The organism is Phormidesmis priestleyi BC1401, from assembly GCF_001650195.1.
Taxonomy (GTDB): Bacteria; Cyanobacteriota; Cyanobacteriia; order Leptolyngbyales; family Leptolyngbyaceae; genus Phormidesmis_A; species Phormidesmis_A priestleyi_B.
Window position 1 is genome coordinate 1 of record NZ_LXYR01000012.1, and the last position, 15,780, is coordinate 15,780.

At 48.5% G+C, this 15,780-nt stretch carries 11 protein-coding genes; 6 read left to right on the plus strand and 5 right to left on the minus strand.

From position 1 onward, the window contains the following. Window positions 1-208: 208 nt before the first annotated feature. Complete coding sequence (locus A8707_RS08720) at window positions 209-595, minus strand: hypothetical protein (protein WP_068816428.1); 387 nt, start codon at window positions 593-595, stop codon at window positions 209-211. Window positions 596-884: 289 nt separating this feature from the next. Between A8707_RS08720 and A8707_RS08725 the strand changes: the two genes are divergently transcribed. The 6 genes from A8707_RS08725 to A8707_RS08750 all read left to right on the plus strand — a co-directional run bounded on the left by A8707_RS08725 (window position 885) and on the right by A8707_RS08750 (window position 8,494). Then, a complete protein-coding gene (locus tag A8707_RS08725; RefSeq protein WP_068816429.1) occupies window positions 885-1,676 on the plus strand; it encodes a glutathione S-transferase family protein in 792 nt (263 codons plus the stop codon). 50 nt (window positions 1,677-1,726) lie between these two features. After that, complete coding sequence (locus A8707_RS08730; RefSeq protein WP_068816430.1) at window positions 1,727-2,995, plus strand: AAA family ATPase; 1,269 nt, start codon at window positions 1,727-1,729, stop codon at window positions 2,993-2,995. Continuing rightward, window positions 2,992-3,654 (plus strand): retron system putative HNH endonuclease, encoded by a 663-nt coding sequence (locus A8707_RS08735; protein WP_068816431.1) that lies wholly within the window; start codon window positions 2,992-2,994, stop codon window positions 3,652-3,654. Before A8707_RS08730 ends, A8707_RS08735 begins: the two co-directional genes overlap by 4 nt. A gap of 68 nt (window positions 3,655-3,722) precedes the next feature. Then, window positions 3,723-5,453, plus strand: coding sequence for a helicase HerA domain-containing protein (locus tag A8707_RS08740; protein WP_068816432.1), 1,731 nt, complete (start codon window positions 3,723-3,725; stop codon window positions 5,451-5,453). 747 nt (window positions 5,454-6,200) lie between these two features. Beyond that, on the plus strand, window positions 6,201-7,184 hold the full coding sequence (locus A8707_RS08745) for an RNA polymerase sigma factor, RpoD/SigA family (RefSeq protein WP_068816513.1): 984 nt from the start codon (window positions 6,201-6,203) through the stop codon (window positions 7,182-7,184). Window positions 7,185-7,939: 755 nt separating this feature from the next. Continuing rightward, window positions 7,940-8,494 carry a hypothetical protein gene (locus A8707_RS08750; protein WP_082906292.1) on the plus strand — a complete coding sequence of 185 codons (555 nt, stop codon included), beginning with the start codon at window positions 7,940-7,942 and terminating at the stop codon, window positions 8,492-8,494. Between the two features lie 7 nt (window positions 8,495-8,501). Here the strand turns inward: A8707_RS08750 and A8707_RS08755 are convergent, their stop codons facing one another. From A8707_RS08755 to A8707_RS08770, 4 genes are all read right to left on the minus strand, one after another. Then, window positions 8,502-11,261: an AAA family ATPase gene (locus A8707_RS08755; RefSeq protein ID WP_068816433.1), complete on the minus strand. Its 2,760-nt coding sequence runs from the start codon at window positions 11,259-11,261 to the stop codon at window positions 8,502-8,504. A 202-nt stretch (window positions 11,262-11,463) separates the two neighbouring features. Further along, window positions 11,464-12,003 carry a Uma2 family endonuclease gene (locus tag A8707_RS08760; protein ID WP_068816434.1) on the minus strand — a complete coding sequence of 180 codons (540 nt, stop codon included), beginning with the start codon at window positions 12,001-12,003 and terminating at the stop codon, window positions 11,464-11,466. A gap of 296 nt (window positions 12,004-12,299) precedes the next feature. Then, the gene (locus tag A8707_RS08765; protein ID WP_068816435.1) at window positions 12,300-13,340 is read right to left on the minus strand and encodes an SLBB domain-containing protein; all 1,041 of its coding nucleotides are present in this window, start codon (window positions 13,338-13,340) and stop codon (window positions 12,300-12,302) included. A gap of 65 nt (window positions 13,341-13,405) precedes the next feature. Beyond that, window positions 13,406-15,580 carry a GumC family protein gene (locus A8707_RS08770; protein WP_068816515.1) on the minus strand — a complete coding sequence of 725 codons (2,175 nt, stop codon included), beginning with the start codon at window positions 15,578-15,580 and terminating at the stop codon, window positions 13,406-13,408. Between the last annotated feature and the right edge of the window lie 200 nt (window positions 15,581-15,780).

The following is a 15,780-nucleotide window of genomic DNA, read 5'->3' on the forward strand; positions in this document are numbered from 1 at the left end:
CGGTGTCCAGATACTCAAGAGCGGCTGTAGTGGCAATACGACCCGCCTCGTTGAGGCTTTCCTGAATCGCTTCTTCACTGGTCAGCAGCGAATGACTCAGGTCTATCGTCACTTCTATCCTGACTTGCGTCCCTTCTTGACTCAGCAATTGAGCGCTCATACTCACCACCTCTTGGTTGCCTCACTCAGTGATATCATGCTTGACCTACTAAATCAAGTAGAGGTCGCACCCGTTGGTGCGAAACGGAATTGCGGCGTTGGGGTTCATAGCCGAAAACTGACCATCAACGCGCATTCCGTTTGAGTTGCGCGATCGATTCATTGAATAGGAAGAACGATTTTGAGGAATCGTTGCCGTGTCATAGCTTGACTGGCTTGACCGCCCCGTCATCGAGGAGTTGTTAGCGCTAGACCCATTGTCGATCGGTCCCCCAATTCCTCCATTCACATAAGCTGAACAATTCACCGATCGCTGACTTTGCTCAGAAGAATTTGTCTGAGCTAAGACAGGTAAGCCAGAGAAGGCAGCTAGCCCGGCTGCGCCTAAAAGGGCAAACATCTGTTTGATTAAACGATCGTGGTTGAGTGATGTCATGAAAAACGCTCCAACAAACTAAGAATGTAGTCTTCTATACTTTCTAAGCTTAAGGAAGGAGATGAGGAGCGTTCTCTACCATTAGGAACTGATGCGAGTCTTTCTCAAGTGAGATCTCAACCCAGTCTTAAAAAAGCGCATAGATTCTAAAAATTCGCTCTCTAGCTGGAGGCAGAATAAACACTTTAGCGCTAAGATATATTCCCTAATGAGATACTGGTGGCGATTCCAAAGCGCTTATCTGTAACGAATTAGCACTACTTTCTCGATCGTGAACTGGAGGCTGGCAATGCTGGAGTTATATCAATTTGAGATGTCTCACTATGCCGAGAAGATTCGGCTAATTTTAGACTACAAAGGCTTGGACTATCGTAAGGTCGAAGTGACTCCGGGTGTGGGTCAAATCGAGCTTTATCAACTGTCAGGTCAGCGTCAGGTGCCCGTTCTCAAAGACGGCAGTGAGGTCATCGCAGACTCGACCGCGATCGCGGACTATTTAGACAAAAGATATCCCGACAAGCCGATCATTCCATCTGACCCCAAGCAAAAAGGGTTGTGTTTATTGATGGAGCAATGGGCAGATGAATCGATCGGACTCAATGCGCGCAAAGGGTTGATTGGCTCGATCGGCAGCAATCAAGCCTTTAGAACAGCGTTACTTCCCAACTCTGTTCCCGATGTTTTCAAGAATCTAGTGGGCGCAATTCCTCATGAGCTATTTGGCTTTCTAGGAATGGGAATCGGAATGGGACCCGAAGCTGTTAAAGATGCCCAAGCCGCCCTCAAGCGTGATTTAACCGCCCTTTGCTTTATTCTGAGAGAGCAGCCTTATCTCATCGGAGACACCCCCACACTGGCAGATTTTGCCGTCGCAGGCTTAACGATGTATGTCAAATTTCCCACGGGTTCCTATTTAAATATTCCTGAGTCGCTCAAAGGCAAAGGCATTTCTGGAATCGCAGATATCGGTACTTTTGAGCCGTTCTTCACTTGGCGCGATAAGCTCTATGCTGATTTCCGCAAGTCTTCACCATTTGCGGCTTCTGTATCAGGTTCGCCTACGTCGATCGATATCGATTAATCCGTTATTCTGTGGGATGGGCAGTTTGCCTGTCCCACTGCTAAACCAGCATGAAAGTCAAAAGCCTGACCCTGCGATCGTTCCGTGGCATCGACGATTTAACGCTAGATTTCGCTCCAAATGTCACTGTGCTAATTGGTAACAACGGTGTTGGCAAGTCAAGTATTCTAGATGCTCTCGCAATCTCATTCACTCAATTCGTTGAGAAATTAAGCGAGGTTGGAATGGAGATTTCTCAAAAGTTTCAATATTCTGACATCATCAATTCATTCACTCAATCAACGCTTCAAATGTCAGTTGATTGTCTAGGAGAACAGACTTGGATAGCGACACGAGATCGCTTTACGGATGAGTCTACTTTCTCGGCTGCTGAAGGCTCTATTCCGCCAGAAGAGGTTGCTTCTTCCTTTCTGCGTAATTTGTTGAACAATCACAGAGCCAACTTGCCTTTAATCGTTTACTACCCAGTTAGTCGTGGAGTGACCTCTATTTCACTAGAATCGAGCCTAAATTTCTTAGAAGAGCAAGCTGGATCAGCTCAAACTCTTGCTTACGATCATTCGCTTCCAGCAGGACAATCTAGCTTCAGCGATTTTTTTCAATGGTTCAAAATAAGAGAAGATTTAGAGAATGAAGTACGGCTAGAGGAAGATTCAAGTTATCGTGATCATCAATTAAAAGCGGTTAGAGACGCAATTTATAGCTTTTCACCCGGATTTAGCAATCTGCGAGTTCGGAGATCACCCCTCCGCATGATTGTAGAAAAGTTTGGAGAACTCGTTGTTAATCAGCTTTCTGATGGTGAGAAAGGTTTGTTAGCGATGGTAGGAGATTTGGCGAGGAGACTAGCGATCGCTAACCCCGGTCTTCTCGATCCCCTCCAAGGCGAAGGTGTGGTTCTGATTGATGAAATCGAATTACATCTTCATCCAGAATGGCAGCGTAGAATCATTCCATCTTTGACTCAGACCTTTCCCAATTGCCAGTTTATTATCACAACTCATTCACCTCAAATATTGGGTGAGATTCAAAATGGAATTGTTTATCGTCTGAGGTCATCACCCAAAGGAATCGTTGCTGAGAAGATGCAAACCTATGGCAGAGACAGCAATCAAATTCTTGAAGATATCATGGATGTTTCAGAACGATCGCCGACCTTCAAAAATGATCTGCGTCGTCTATTTCGATTGATTGAAGATGGCAAGTTGGATGAAGCAAAAAGACTACAGCAAGAGCTTGAGAATTCGATTCAATACGACGAGCCAGAGTTTGCAAAATCTGATGCGTTAATTCGACGGAAAGAAGTTTTGGGACGATGAAGCACATCAAAAAAAACCAAGGACCGCAAAACTTCACAGATTGGAAAAAACGAGCTAATGAAGACTGGCAGCCCAATTGGAAGGAAAACTTTCAAGCTCCAGAAAAAACAGAAGTTCATGAGGCATTGCTGACCGAGCAAGGCTATATCTGCTGTTATTGCGGCAGACGCATCGACTACCAGAGCAGCCACATCGAACATTTCCAGCCTCGAAAACACTATCCAGAACTCGCCTTGGAATACACCAATCTCTTGGCATCTTGTCCTGGATATCCTGAAGACGAAGATCCTAAATTAGGCAGTCAGGCAACCCAAGCGCACTGTGGACAGAAGAAAGGAGCTTGGTACGATCGTGACCTCACTGTTTCACCATTGATCGGAGATTGTGCTGACTATTTCAGATACACCAGAGATGGGCAAATTCTGCCAACTGAGATTCTATCAATGCAACCTGCTGCCAAAGAGACGATCGAGCAGTTAGGGTTAAATTGCAGTAGCTTAGAAAGAGCCAGAAAGAAGGTCATTGAAGCAATTCCAGACGGTCTCACCCGCGAAGAAGCCCAAAAGCTAATTCAGGCATACGAACAACTCAACGAACAAGGAAAACACATCCGCTTTTGCGCTACGCTCATTTACCGTTTGCACCAACCTGTCTCCTAAACATAGAACGTCTGTATTGACCTCCTAAAATCGCGGTACGATAAACCAGAAGGTCGATCGAGGCTGCTATGAATCCAGAAAAACCATTAGGCTCCGTCATTCAAGGTTCGTTGAGCCAAGGATTAGAAGTGCGCCTGCATCCCGATGTCTCGGTTGAAGAGATGCGAGTCGGCAAGTTTTTGGTTGTGCAGGGTGTTCGATCGCGCTTTTTCTGTATGCTCACCGACGTGTCTCTCGGAACCAGCAGCCCCCGCATCGTGGCGAATCCTCCCGATCCGAGTAACACCTTTATGCAAGAAGTCCTTGCAGGCAGTGGGACGTATGGCACGATCGACCTTACTCCCATGCTGATGTTTACGCCCGAAGAGGCGATGAGCGAAGCGCAAGCCGCTAACAATGCCTCCAAGAAAAAATCAAAATCAAAAACAGCCGCCGCATCTTACGAACCCAACTCCAGTGCCAACATTGAACTGCTTCCCGTCAAGACCATTCCGAGTCACTTCAGTCAAGTGTTTGATGCCAGCGATCGAGACTTTCGTGCTGTCTTCGGCTGGGAAGATGACCCGACGCGGCGCAACTTTGCCATTGGACAACCGATCGATATGGAAGTGCCGATTTGCATTGATCTCGATCGCTTTGTCGAACGCAGTAACGGTGTGTTTGGCAAATCAGGAACTGGGAAATCGTTTCTGACGCGATTGCTGCTGTCGGGCATCATTCGCAAACAGGCGGCGGTCAATCTGATCTTTGATATGCACTCCGAATATGGCTGGGAGGCAACTCGCGAAGGCAAACACTTCAGCACCGTTAAAGGGCTGCGGCAACTCTTCCCCGGACAGGTGCAAATCTTCACCCTCGATCCTGACTCGACCAAGCGCCGAGGCGTTCGCGACGCTCAAGAACTCTACATCGGCTATGACCAGCTCGAAGTTGAAGACCTGATGCTGGTGCGCGGAGAACTCAACCTCTCAGAAGCTAGCCTAGAAAACGCGGTCATTCTTCGCAACGAGTTTGGCAAAGCCTGGATCAATCGCCTCATGACCATGAGCAACGGCGAAATTCAAGAGTTTTGCGAAACCAAGATGGGCAGCAAGTCATCGATCATGGCACTGCAACGCAAGCTCAATCGCCTCGATGACCTGAAATACATTCGGAACAGTTGCCCTCACAACTACGTCGATCAGGTTCTAGAGTGTTTAGAAAGCGGAAAGCATGTGGTCGTCGAGTTTGGCTCTCAGTCAAATCTGTTGTCCTATATGCTGGCAACCAATATTATTGCGCGTCGCATTCACCAGGCGTATGTCCGCAAAGCTGAGAAATTTTTGCAGACCAAGAATGTTAGCGATCGTCCTCGCCAACTCGTGATCACGATCGAAGAGGCACACCGCTTTCTCGATCCCGCAACGGTAGGGCAGACCATTTTTGGCACGATCGCTCGTGAGATGCGGAAATACTTTGTCACGCTGCTGGTGGTGGATCAGCGTCCGTCAGGCATCGATAACGAAGTCATGTCTCAAATTGGAACTCGGATCACTGCTCTGTTGAATGATGAGAAAGATATCGACGCGATTTTTACGGGCGTGTCGGGTGCTCAAAGTTTGCGATCGGTGCTCTCAAAACTTGACTCTAAGCAACAGGCTCTCATCCTTGGTCATGCCGTCCCAATGCCCGTAGTGATTCGCACTCGCCCTTACGACGAAACCTTCTACACCGAAATTGGAGACATTGCGTGGGAAGAAATGCCCAACGACAAGGTTCTAAAGGCAGCCGAAGTCGCGAAAGCTGATCTGGGGTTTTAAGACCCGTTATTCTTCATGCTGTAGCCCTAGAATCACCTTTGATAATCGAGTCTCTCGCTGAATGACACACCTTTGTCATCTCTCGATTGCATCTCCGATAAACCGATTCACTAAAGTCATCAGACTTAGCTCTATCCTAATACCTTTCGTATCCTTATAAATCTGCTGAAACCTTTACCGGGTGAACATCTAAAGTAATTTCATAGTTTTTTCATAGTTTGTTTGAATAGCTTGATTTAGAACTAGAAAAAGGTTCGGTTATCCTCCATCCACACCACTATTCAGCCAAGTGGATACAAGGCACTATAGATAGAGGAAGTGATTCACCCCTGCTTTGATGTCTGACCCAATTAACAGACAGATTCTGCCCCTGCTTCTATGGATGTTTGTCTAGAGAGACTCCTGAATCAAGACTCATTAAATTCGTCCAAATGGAGGACAACCGCCCCTTTACTTCAGATACCATTTGTAATAATATATAGAAATCGAACTCGGACTGACTTCAAGATACGTCACGTTCCATTGATTGTCACCTTCCCTACACGTCATAGTTCGATCGTTAGTCCATCCCGTCAAAGTCTTACTGAGATGTAGTTCCTCAATCCTTCTCCTGATACTCCACCTCTATACACCGAGAGATGAATGTTCTTTCTTCCCTAGCTAATCTTCGTGATTGAGCTAGTGCACCCTCTTCGAGTTTTTCCTGCCTCGCCCCACAGATTTTTATTTACGGAGTTCACTGCAACCATGGCTACTGCCAACTCTAAAGAAAAGACTACTAAGTCCCCCTTCACGGCAGATATGGTGCGGACTTACTTGCACGAAATTGGTCGTGTGCCCATGCTGACCCACGAACAAGAAATTGTTTTGGGCAAGCAGGTGCAGCAGATGATGACGTTGCAGGAGAAAAAGGACGCTCTTGCTAAGACGCTAGATCATGAGCCAACTCATCAAGAGTTTGCCGATCACGTTCAGATCAGCGAAACTGAGTTGACCAGCCTTTTGCATCGCGGTCGCCGTGCAAAGCAGAAGATGATCGAAGCTAACCTGCGTTTAGTAGTGTCGATCGCTAAAAAATACCAGAAGCGCAACCTTGAGTTTTTGGATCTGATTCAAGAAGGCTCTCTTGGATTAGAGCGCGGTGTCGAGAAGTTTGACCCGACTCGCGGCTACAAGTTTTCGACCTACGCCTACTGGTGGATTCGTCAGGCGATCACCCGCGCGATCGCTCAACAAGCCCGCACGATTCGGTTGCCAATTCACATCACTGAAAAGCTGAACAAGATCAAGCGAGTTCAGCGTGAGCTATCTCAAAAGCTGGGTCGTAGCCCGTCTGCGATTGAGATCGCTAAAGAGCTCGAGCTTGAGCCAGAGCAGATTCGTGAGTTTCTACTTCTCTCTCGTCAGCCTGTCTCTCTTGACTTGCGCGTTGGCGACAATCAAGACACCGAGCTGCAAGATTTGCTCGAAGATGATGGTCCTTCGCCTGAGCACTATATGACTCAAGAGTCTCTGCGAAATGACCTAAACACGCTCTTGACAGAGTTAAACCCTCAGCAGCGAGAAGTCTTGACTCTGCGCTATGGGTTAGATGACGGCTATGAGCTATCTCTGGCAAAGGTCGGTGAGCGGCTCAATCTCAGTCGCGAGCGAGTGCGTCAGTTAGAGCGGCAAGCGCTCGATCATCTTCGTCGTCGCAAAGCAAACGTGCGCGAGTACATTGCCAGTTAGTTAAGTGCAAGTATGAATCAGTACGGGATTAAACTTCTCGTTTGGTGAATGGGGAAGGGACGATCGAGTTATTACGATCGTCCCTTCCCCTTTTTTAGTCTGCATTAGCAGCAGGCTCACGTTTCTATAAGTCTACGAATCGATGAACGCTTTTTGATGGATCTCCTGCGTGAATCTGGACACCCCTCCTCACGAGGTGGGGCAAGCCCTCGCCAACCCTTCTCCCTAGACAGAAGGGAGCTAGAACCTCTTGTTCCTGTTCCCTCTCCTTGGGGAGAGGGCTAGGGTGAGGGCAAAGGATTCGTGCAGAAGGTTAATGTCTTGTTACTATTCAAAATGGGTGATTTGCTTAACGCTTTCTGTGTGATAGCGTGAGAGCAAATGTTGCACCAGTAGAAGGTGTTAAGTTTTAGCAGCGATTTCAGCAGTTTATCAGGTTGGTATTGAAGTCCCTCACAGTGGTCAGTACGTTCACTGTCACTCAAGGCAATGATACGAGTCTGACAGGGTGGTTTGATAAGGATAAGAAAAAGTTTGCTGCTGCGCGAGGAGACTTCTCTTCGCAACTGAGTTTTGCAGTGGTCTTTCCAAACTGGTTTTTATTGTTTGACGAGGTGAGGTGTTGAGAAAATTGGTTACTCTGCATTGAGTTAGCAGCTTCTTCTACCGTTTCCTTTTCTAATTATTCGCTAGTTACCTCTCGATTTCGGGATCATTTTTAACCAATTTATATCGCTTGATGTGAGGGCACCCCGATGAAGTCGCCATTTTTATCAGTATCTTTTTTGACCATTGCGTCTCTAAAAACCCTGCCTCGATCGGTTATGGGCATAGCGTTGGCGACTGGGCTGATGGCGATCGGGTTGCCTACACAATCAGCACTCAGTGCTCAAGTCACTCCTCAAGCAAAACCCGTCAACACGACTGCTAAACCGTCTACCCTTGCAGATGGGGTTTATCTATATGGGCAGTCTGCGGAGCCTGACCAAATCGGACGAGCTTATTTTGTCTTTGAGGTGCGTCAAAGTAAGGTGCTTGGTGCGCTGTATATGCCGCGATCGTCTTTTGACTGCGCGTATGGATCGTTTCAAGCCGATCAGTTAGCGCTAACAGTAGTTGACAGCTACGATCGCTCAGAAAACCCCTACGCGATCGCGCTTGCGAAAGAGGCATCGGTTGCAACTCGTGGAAATCCTGCGATGACTCAGATTAACTTAGAAGGGTTTGAGCCATTGGCAAAGCTGAGTGACAATGATCAGCGCGTTCTCAACGTTTGCAAACAAAACTATCAGCAACGAGCCTGGAAATAAGATGATTTCAGGCTTCCCGCTCAACCAATATGACGTTTTCGGTGACTTTCTCGAAGGTGTCATCGTGGCTAATCACGAATAGCTGACGAAAGGTTTTGATGTTGGCGATCGCGTCTGCTAAACTCTCTCGTCTGGCTCGATCCATATTAGTTGTTGGTTCATCAAAGAACGCGACATTGATATCCGCCAACACCTTGAGCAACGCGAGACGAACTGCTAGCGCTGCACACATTTGCTCTCCTCCAGAGAGATTGATCAAGCGGCGAGAATGTGCGCCTTCCTGCACGACAATCTCGTAGTCTCGCGTCCACTCTAACGCCACGTTTGAACGATTGAGCAACTCTCGAAATAGCTTATCTGCCTCGCGTGAGATGTTTTGCACATAGCGCTCAGTGATGCGCGGTCCTGCCTCCTTGTATGCCTTACGGGCAAACTTAATAAAACGCTCAATTTTCTGTTTGCGCTTCGCCTCGATTTGAGCAGAGTCTCGCTTTTCTTGGATAGTTTGCAGCTTTGAGATCTGCACGTCGTAGTCTTCAAGGCGTTTGACTTTTTCGGGCAGTTGGGCAGTTAGTTGAGTCTGTTTGTCTCTCGCTTCTTGATAGGCAGATTGCACGATCGCCACTCGCACCGGGTCGAACGTCTCTGCTAGCTGTGCCTGTTGGGTTGCAAATTCTGTGCTGCGTTTCTGGTATTCATGCAGTTGTGCCGTCACGTCTTCTAACTGCTGCTTGCGACCACGATAGCTGTTTGCAGACTGCTGATGCTCAAGATAAAGCTGATGCGTGGCGCGATGGTCGTCTCGTAAGCTCTGCTGTTCACGAATCTGTTCGGCAAGATTTGCAAACGCCGCGAGTTGAGCATCGACCTGGGCGATCGCGTTTTGAATCTCTAATAAAGCGCTCTGAAGTTTGGGTTGCTGAACTTCTAAATTTGTCTGCTGCTGTAGTTCTTGCTGAAATAATCGAGTTTTGCCGCGGGGATCATTGAGTTCTTGAAGCTGCCCGTTGAGATGCGCTAGCTGTTGCTGTAAGTTTGGCTCGTCGGTGAGTTGAGTTTGACCGTTGAGAATCTGCGATCGCACGTCTTCAGCTTCGGCAGCTAAGGCTTCTTCGGCATCTAGCTTGGTGTCGAGGCTGAGGAACTGAATTTGCTGTTGACGGGCTGCTTGCAGTTGGGTTTGAACCTGTTGAAGGTGCTGCTTTAGGCGATCGGCGAGGAGCTGCTCAGACAAATCTTCTAGAATGCCTTGTAGGTCAGACATCAGTTGCCCTTGCAGTTTGGAGCCGTTGCCAAGAGTTATCAGCACTTCGGTCAGGTGGGGTGCCCATTTTGGAGCCGCTTGCTGAAGTTCCTTAAGCGTTGCGGTCGCCGATTGAATGTGATGGGTGTAGATGCCTTCGCGGGTTTGGGCTTGGGTGACAATTTGCCGCAGATCAGCCTCAAACTGAGTCGCGGCATCAATGCGGCTGAGTTGTTGTTGATAGCGCTGCTGCTGCTCTTCGAGTTGCGGAATTTTTTGCACGATCGCGCCAAATGCCTCTAAGTCTTCAATCTCTTGCCCTAGCTGTTTGCGGCGAGTTTCGAGTTGAGTCAGACGTTTTTGATCGCGGCTAATGGTTTGTCGCCAGCTTTGGCAGGTTTGAAGCTGTTGATTAAGTGCCTGTTGCTGCTGGTCTAACTTAATTTGATGTTGAACTAAAGGCTCAAGACGTTGAGTTTCCGCTTCGATGTGCGATCGCCGCTCTAGTTGCTGCGTAATCGTAGCAAGTTTAGTTTGACGATCGCTTTCCTGTTTCACTAATCCTTGACGCTGTTGCATTAAAGCCTGTTGCGTCCCGCGATTTTTCTCTAGCTCCTGTAGCGTTATTTCCGTTTGCAAAAAGGTTTGATAACTTGTGCGATGAGTCGTGCAAATCTCAACGGATTGTTCGGCTTGCTGAAGATCCAGGGTGAGCCGATCGACCTCTAGTTTTTTAGACTGAATCTGAGCCGATAATTTTTCTAACTCGCGGGTCAACTGCTGCATCTGAGCCGCCTGAGTGCTGAGGTGTGCTTGCTCGGCTTGCAGTTCATTAAAGCGTTGCTGCCATTGGGTCAATTCAACGTTGAGTTCTGCAATTTCTTGACGAACCGTTTGCTGTTTTTCAGTGACGATCGCCCATTCTTCGAGCGCTTCATCATAGTGAGTGATCGTGCGTTCTAGACTTTCTGACTCAGATTTTGCATATTTCTCTAGCGTCAGCATTTGCTGGTTTGCCTGACGATATTCTTCGACTTTGAGAATCGCGTCAAAAATCGGCTTGCGTCTCTCAGCGGTCTGCAAAAAGTCGGCGGTAAACGTGCCTTGCGGAACTCCGATCGTATTAGAAAATAGTTTGGCTAAATCAGTCCCCACCGCAACGCCTAAATGCTGTCTCAGCCAGGGCAATACTTCTTCTCGAATGCGCGTGTAGGCAAGTTTTTCTCCGATTTGGGGATCAAAGAGCGTGTAGCCCGATCGCGTGCAGCGCTGAACCTCATAAGTCCGCTGGTCGTGACTGGAGATAAACGCGACTCGCGCCTGGGCACTCGCCGCCCCGTTGCGAATCAAGTCTTCGACTTTGTAGTCGCCTTTGTGGTCAAACAGCACCCAGGCGATCGCTTCTAGAATGCTCGTCTTTCCGGCACCGTTTTCGCCGCAGATGGCGTTGGTGCCCGGTTGAAACGAGAAGTGGCGATCGCTGTGAGATTTGAAGTTCTTGAGGCTAACCGAGAGAATTTCCATGACTTGATTGTAGATCAGATGTTCTGACTAAAATCTGAGTGAGAGCCGCCAATAGAATCTATCACTCGCGGTTCGCTTCGCGCTCTAATAGGTTCTGTAATTGCGATACTAGCGGAATGAAGTCATTCTGAACTGTCTTCCACACGGTCTCTAAAGAGGCTTGAAAATATCCATGAGTCGTAATTTTGCAACCTTTAAAAAATTAAAATTCTGGCGACCACAGTTCCACGATCGGGACTGACCAACCCGGAAATAAACTAGGAATCGTCAGCACGTCGCCGTCTGTGAATCTAGTCGGAGTGTCGTTGCACCGCTCCTTGACTTCAATCCACCGCTCTTCCGGGTTGATCAAAATGCCAATCTGAGTGCCCTGACTCAAAAAGCCGTCTATCTTCTCTCTGAGCTTTGTCAAACTGTCGGTGGGCGACTTGACCTCTACCATCAGATCCGGTGCCAACTCTGCAAAACTGCGATAACTGCGACGCATTCGCTCTGCCAGCACAAACGAAACGTCAGGAGCGCGAGTATCTGAGTTGGGCAGCGTAAACCCTGCGCTGGAGGCAGAAACTCTCCCTAGTCTGTTTGCATCAACGTAAGGAAATAGCTTGCCGATAACTCTTGCAGCAACTTCATCCGACTCATAGCCCGATGGACTCATGATGATGATCTCTCCATTGACTAGCTCGATCTTGTTGTCTGAATCCAATGCTTGATAGATCGCTAAATCTTTGGCACTCAACATGGTTGCTCCTCGGTAAACGATCGGATCTATAGCGGCAATCTTTCAACGCCTTCTGAGTTCCTAATCAACTGAGTACTCTAGCAGGGTCTCCAGATAGTTTTGCACCGTGAACAGTTAGAATCGCGATCGACAGAACCCGATCTCGCTTTGCAAGGAGTTATCTACGCAATTGCTTGTAGCTTAACACCTGATCCTATCATGGTTTTCAGCTTGACATCATAATTATTTTCTCTAGCCTCGCACTAGAATCGACGGGCATCAACCCCACCATCCAAAGCCGTCGATTCTTGAGAAATTTACTTAAAGATATTCAGAAAGACCCCAAATGGACCCAACAACTGCGATCCAATATCTAGTAGATTGCGCCCCATGCTCTTGTGAACAATCAACACATCCCCATCCTGGACTTGCTGATCATCCGTCAAGTTTCGCAGATCAATGTCGCGGCGATCGACCTTGCCATTTTCATTCATCCGCACAAACGTCACCTTACTCAGCCTTGCTTTCTCAGTCGGACCACCCGCGATCGCCACCGCACTAGATAATGTACTGTCCGGCGGCACCTCTACCTCTCCGGGCTTTTGCACCTCGCCAACCACTCGCACTCGCACCGTTTTGGGAGAAAACACTGCCCGCGCCATGATTCGGCGGTCTATCGAATTGTCACCTTCTGCCTTGGGCACAAAAATGGTGTCACCATCCATCAAAGTTTGATCCGTAGAGGCGTTTTCTGATCGCAGCGCTTCCCACAAATTCACAATCACCGGAGCCGCATCGCCATCGGGACTGTATCGCTTCAGCACCACACGACGAATATCTGCATTGCGATTTACGCCTCCCGCCTGTAGGAGTGCTTCGGTGAGTGTCGGGGTGAGAACTTGATTAGTGCCGCCGATCGCATTCACGGGTGCCAGACTTTGCAGTTGAATTGGACCCGGACGCTGCACCTCACCGGACACATTCACCCGAAGCGGTCGGAGTTTATTGAGACCGATCGTCACAACTGGATTTTTGAGCAATGGCTTCAATCGGGCTGTAACCTCTTGGGTTAGTGCATCGGGCGTTTTATGAATAGCGACCACTCTTCCAACCAAAGGCAGCGTAATTGTTCCATCAGGCAATATGATCTGTGTTCCAGTATATTCTTCGTAATCGTAGACTTTGATATCTAGGACATCTCCGGGTCCCAAGAAGTAGGTCCGAGGCTCAGTTGAGCGAGTGGTTGCCGTTAAAGGAGGAGGCGACGTGAATAAAGACTGAGCCGATGCAGAGGCTCGGAAGGTCATTGCTAACACGATCGTCAGCAAGAGGCTGTGCTGAAATGTAGGAGAAGTCATAGGGTTTAGAGGAGTAAATCACACGAATGTGCGGCGGACTATCTGTTTATAAAATTGAAGAAAATTTACCTGGCAGAAATTTTGGCACCATTGAGTTCGGGCGTGGCGCGATAGCCGTAGTAGCGATCGATGCCGTAGTAGCTGCCCGATTCGTTGCTAGAAATGATGCCGTTTATCACCATGCCCAAAACGTGTTGACCCGATTGCTCTAAAAGCGATTTTGCAGTCGCGATCGCGCCCGTATTGACCACTCCCGGACGGACAACCAACAGCACCCCATCTGCCAGTTTGCCCAGAGTCAGACCCTCTGCGGCGAGGGCGATCGGCGGCGTGTCGATGACGATAAAGTCATAGTCTGCTCTTGCGGCTTCAATCACAGCGGCGATCCGTTGTGACGTGATCAGTGCCATCGGATTGGGCGGAATCGTACCAGCCGTCAAAATGTCTAGATTGATCAATCCTTCAGTCACACTTGTCTGATACTCTGCCTGACCCACCAAAACATCGCTGAGTCCTTTAAAGTTGGGCAGTTGCCAGATCTCATGCTGACTCGGTCGCCGCATATCGGCATCGATCAACAGCACACGACGACCCATTTGGGCATTCGACACCGCAAGATTGGCAGCGACAAAAGATTTGCCTTCGGTCGGTAGGGCACTGGTCACTAACACTACTTTTAGCGCCTTGTCTGTCAGCGTAAAGCCCAGCGTCGTTTGCAGCATCTCAAAGGCAGCACTCACGGGCGAATAGGGATTGTCTCGCACGGGCACGATCGTCGCACTTTCACCTGATTTTTGCGAAAATCGAGGAATCGTTCCCAACAGTGGAAAGTCGAGCAATCGTTTAACTTCGTCAATGGTTTTGACTGAATGGTCGATCGCCTCCAGCATGGCTGCCACCGCTAACCCCGCCAAAACTCCTAAAAATCCGCCCAGTGCCAGGTTGAGCAAAATTCGAGGAGAAATCGGCTGATCGGGCGCTGCTGCTTCAGACACGACTCGCGCATTGCCGACATTTTGATTTTCAACGACCTGCACCTCTTGCAAGTGTTTGAGTAATTCTTCGTAAGTTGTGCGAGCTACCTGCAATTGGCGTTCTAGCCCTCGCTGAATCTGTTCTAACCGGGGCAACACGTTGGCACGGTTTCGATTGATCACATAGGCATTTCTGAGCACGTTCACCTGATTTGCCAGCCCCAATCGTTCGCTTTCTAGCTTCACCAGGTCAGCCGTCATGCCTTGCTTTAACTGACCCATCTGCAAGTTTTGGTCGGCGATCGATTGAGGACTCTCCAGAGTTTGGGCAACCCGCTTATCGAGCTGAGTTCTCAAGGCAGCTTCTTTGCGTTTGAGATTGACGATCGACGGATGACCATCTTGATAGCGCGTTTGCTGCACGGCTAACTGATTTTGCACCTGCCGATAGTCGGTCAACACCTGCTGAACTTCGGTGGATTGACTGAGAGAGGTGAGCGCGATCGCTTGTTTAGAATCGAGTCTTAACTGAGTCTGCATTGACCCAGCGCGAGCGTTGGCATCTGCTAGAGCTGCCTGCGCTTTGGTAATCTGATCGGTGAGATCGCTGAGTCCTGCGACCGTCGCTTTTGCTTCCTCATCGAGTGCCACAACCCGGTTGGCTTCCTTAAACTGACGTAGAGACTGTTCTGCCTCTAAAACTCTAGACTCTATTTTAGGCAATTCTTTAGTAATAAATTTTCGTGCGGCAACCGCTTCTGCTCGGTTTGTGCGAACGTCATTTTCCATATAGTTTTTCGCCAGCAGGTTGACGACCTCAGCCGCTTCTTTTGCATCTGTGCTGCGATAAGACAAGTCCAATACATCGGTTCCACGAACGCTTTTCACTTTTAATTGCTTGAGAAACTCCTCGACCTTGAGCGGTTCACCTTCTGCATTCTTGAGCTTCAGCGTAGTAATTGTTTGTTTAACGAGAGGAAGCGATCGCAGAATCTCAGACTCAGTATCTAGGGGATTACTCATCTGGGTCAAACCACTCAACTCCCCTACCTTCTCGGTCATTCCAGAAAGCGAAGAAGTTTGATTTGTCTTCTTAAACAAAAGTGTTCCTTCTGCTTCATAAACAGGCTTTTGCAAATACGTCAAAGCAGCCGTCAGCCCAAATATAGAGCCGATCGCCAGACAACCAGGCAACCAACGCCGCTTAAGAATCAGCCAATAGCGCTGCAAATCGAGAGAATCTTGATCTTCGTGATTGGGTGACATGGCAAGACCGAGGGGCAAGGGATAAGGGCGAAGGAATGGCTCTATGGGCTGGGCGCTGAGTGTGGAGTGAAAAGCACAAAAGTCAGAATTTAAACCTGACTATTTAGGCTTCATTCCTCGTCTCTCCCTAAGTACCCCATGACTGTGAAGCAATCGCGGCTTGCAAGCATCCGTGTATCTTCTGAAGCGTTTTGGGCGGT

Excerpts from the sequence above, each read along its gene's own strand:
- A8707_RS08720 (WP_068816428.1), bottom strand. The coding sequence starts at position 595 with ATGACATCACTCAACCACGATCGTTTAATCAAACAGATGTTTGCCCTT.
- A8707_RS08750 (WP_082906292.1), top strand. The coding sequence starts at position 7,940 with ATGAAGTCGCCATTTTTATCAGTATCTTTTTTGACCATTGCGTCTCTA.
- A8707_RS08745 (WP_068816513.1), top strand. The coding sequence starts at position 6,201 with ATGGCTACTGCCAACTCTAAAGAAAAGACTACTAAGTCCCCCTTCACG.
- A8707_RS08755 (WP_068816433.1), bottom strand. The coding sequence starts at position 11,261 with ATGGAAATTCTCTCGGTTAGCCTCAAGAACTTCAAATCTCACAGCGAT.
- A8707_RS08725 (WP_068816429.1), top strand. The coding sequence starts at position 885 with ATGCTGGAGTTATATCAATTTGAGATGTCTCACTATGCCGAGAAGATT.
- A8707_RS08735 (WP_068816431.1), top strand. The coding sequence starts at position 2,992 with ATGAAGCACATCAAAAAAAACCAAGGACCGCAAAACTTCACAGATTGG.
- A8707_RS08730 (WP_068816430.1), top strand. The coding sequence starts at position 1,727 with ATGAAAGTCAAAAGCCTGACCCTGCGATCGTTCCGTGGCATCGACGAT.
- A8707_RS08740 (WP_068816432.1), top strand. The coding sequence starts at position 3,723 with ATGAATCCAGAAAAACCATTAGGCTCCGTCATTCAAGGTTCGTTGAGC.
- A8707_RS08760 (WP_068816434.1), bottom strand. The coding sequence starts at position 12,003 with ATGTTGAGTGCCAAAGATTTAGCGATCTATCAAGCATTGGATTCAGAC.
- A8707_RS08770 (WP_068816515.1), bottom strand. The coding sequence starts at position 15,580 with ATGTCACCCAATCACGAAGATCAAGATTCTCTCGATTTGCAGCGCTAT.
- A8707_RS08765 (WP_068816435.1), bottom strand. The coding sequence starts at position 13,340 with ATGACTTCTCCTACATTTCAGCACAGCCTCTTGCTGACGATCGTGTTA.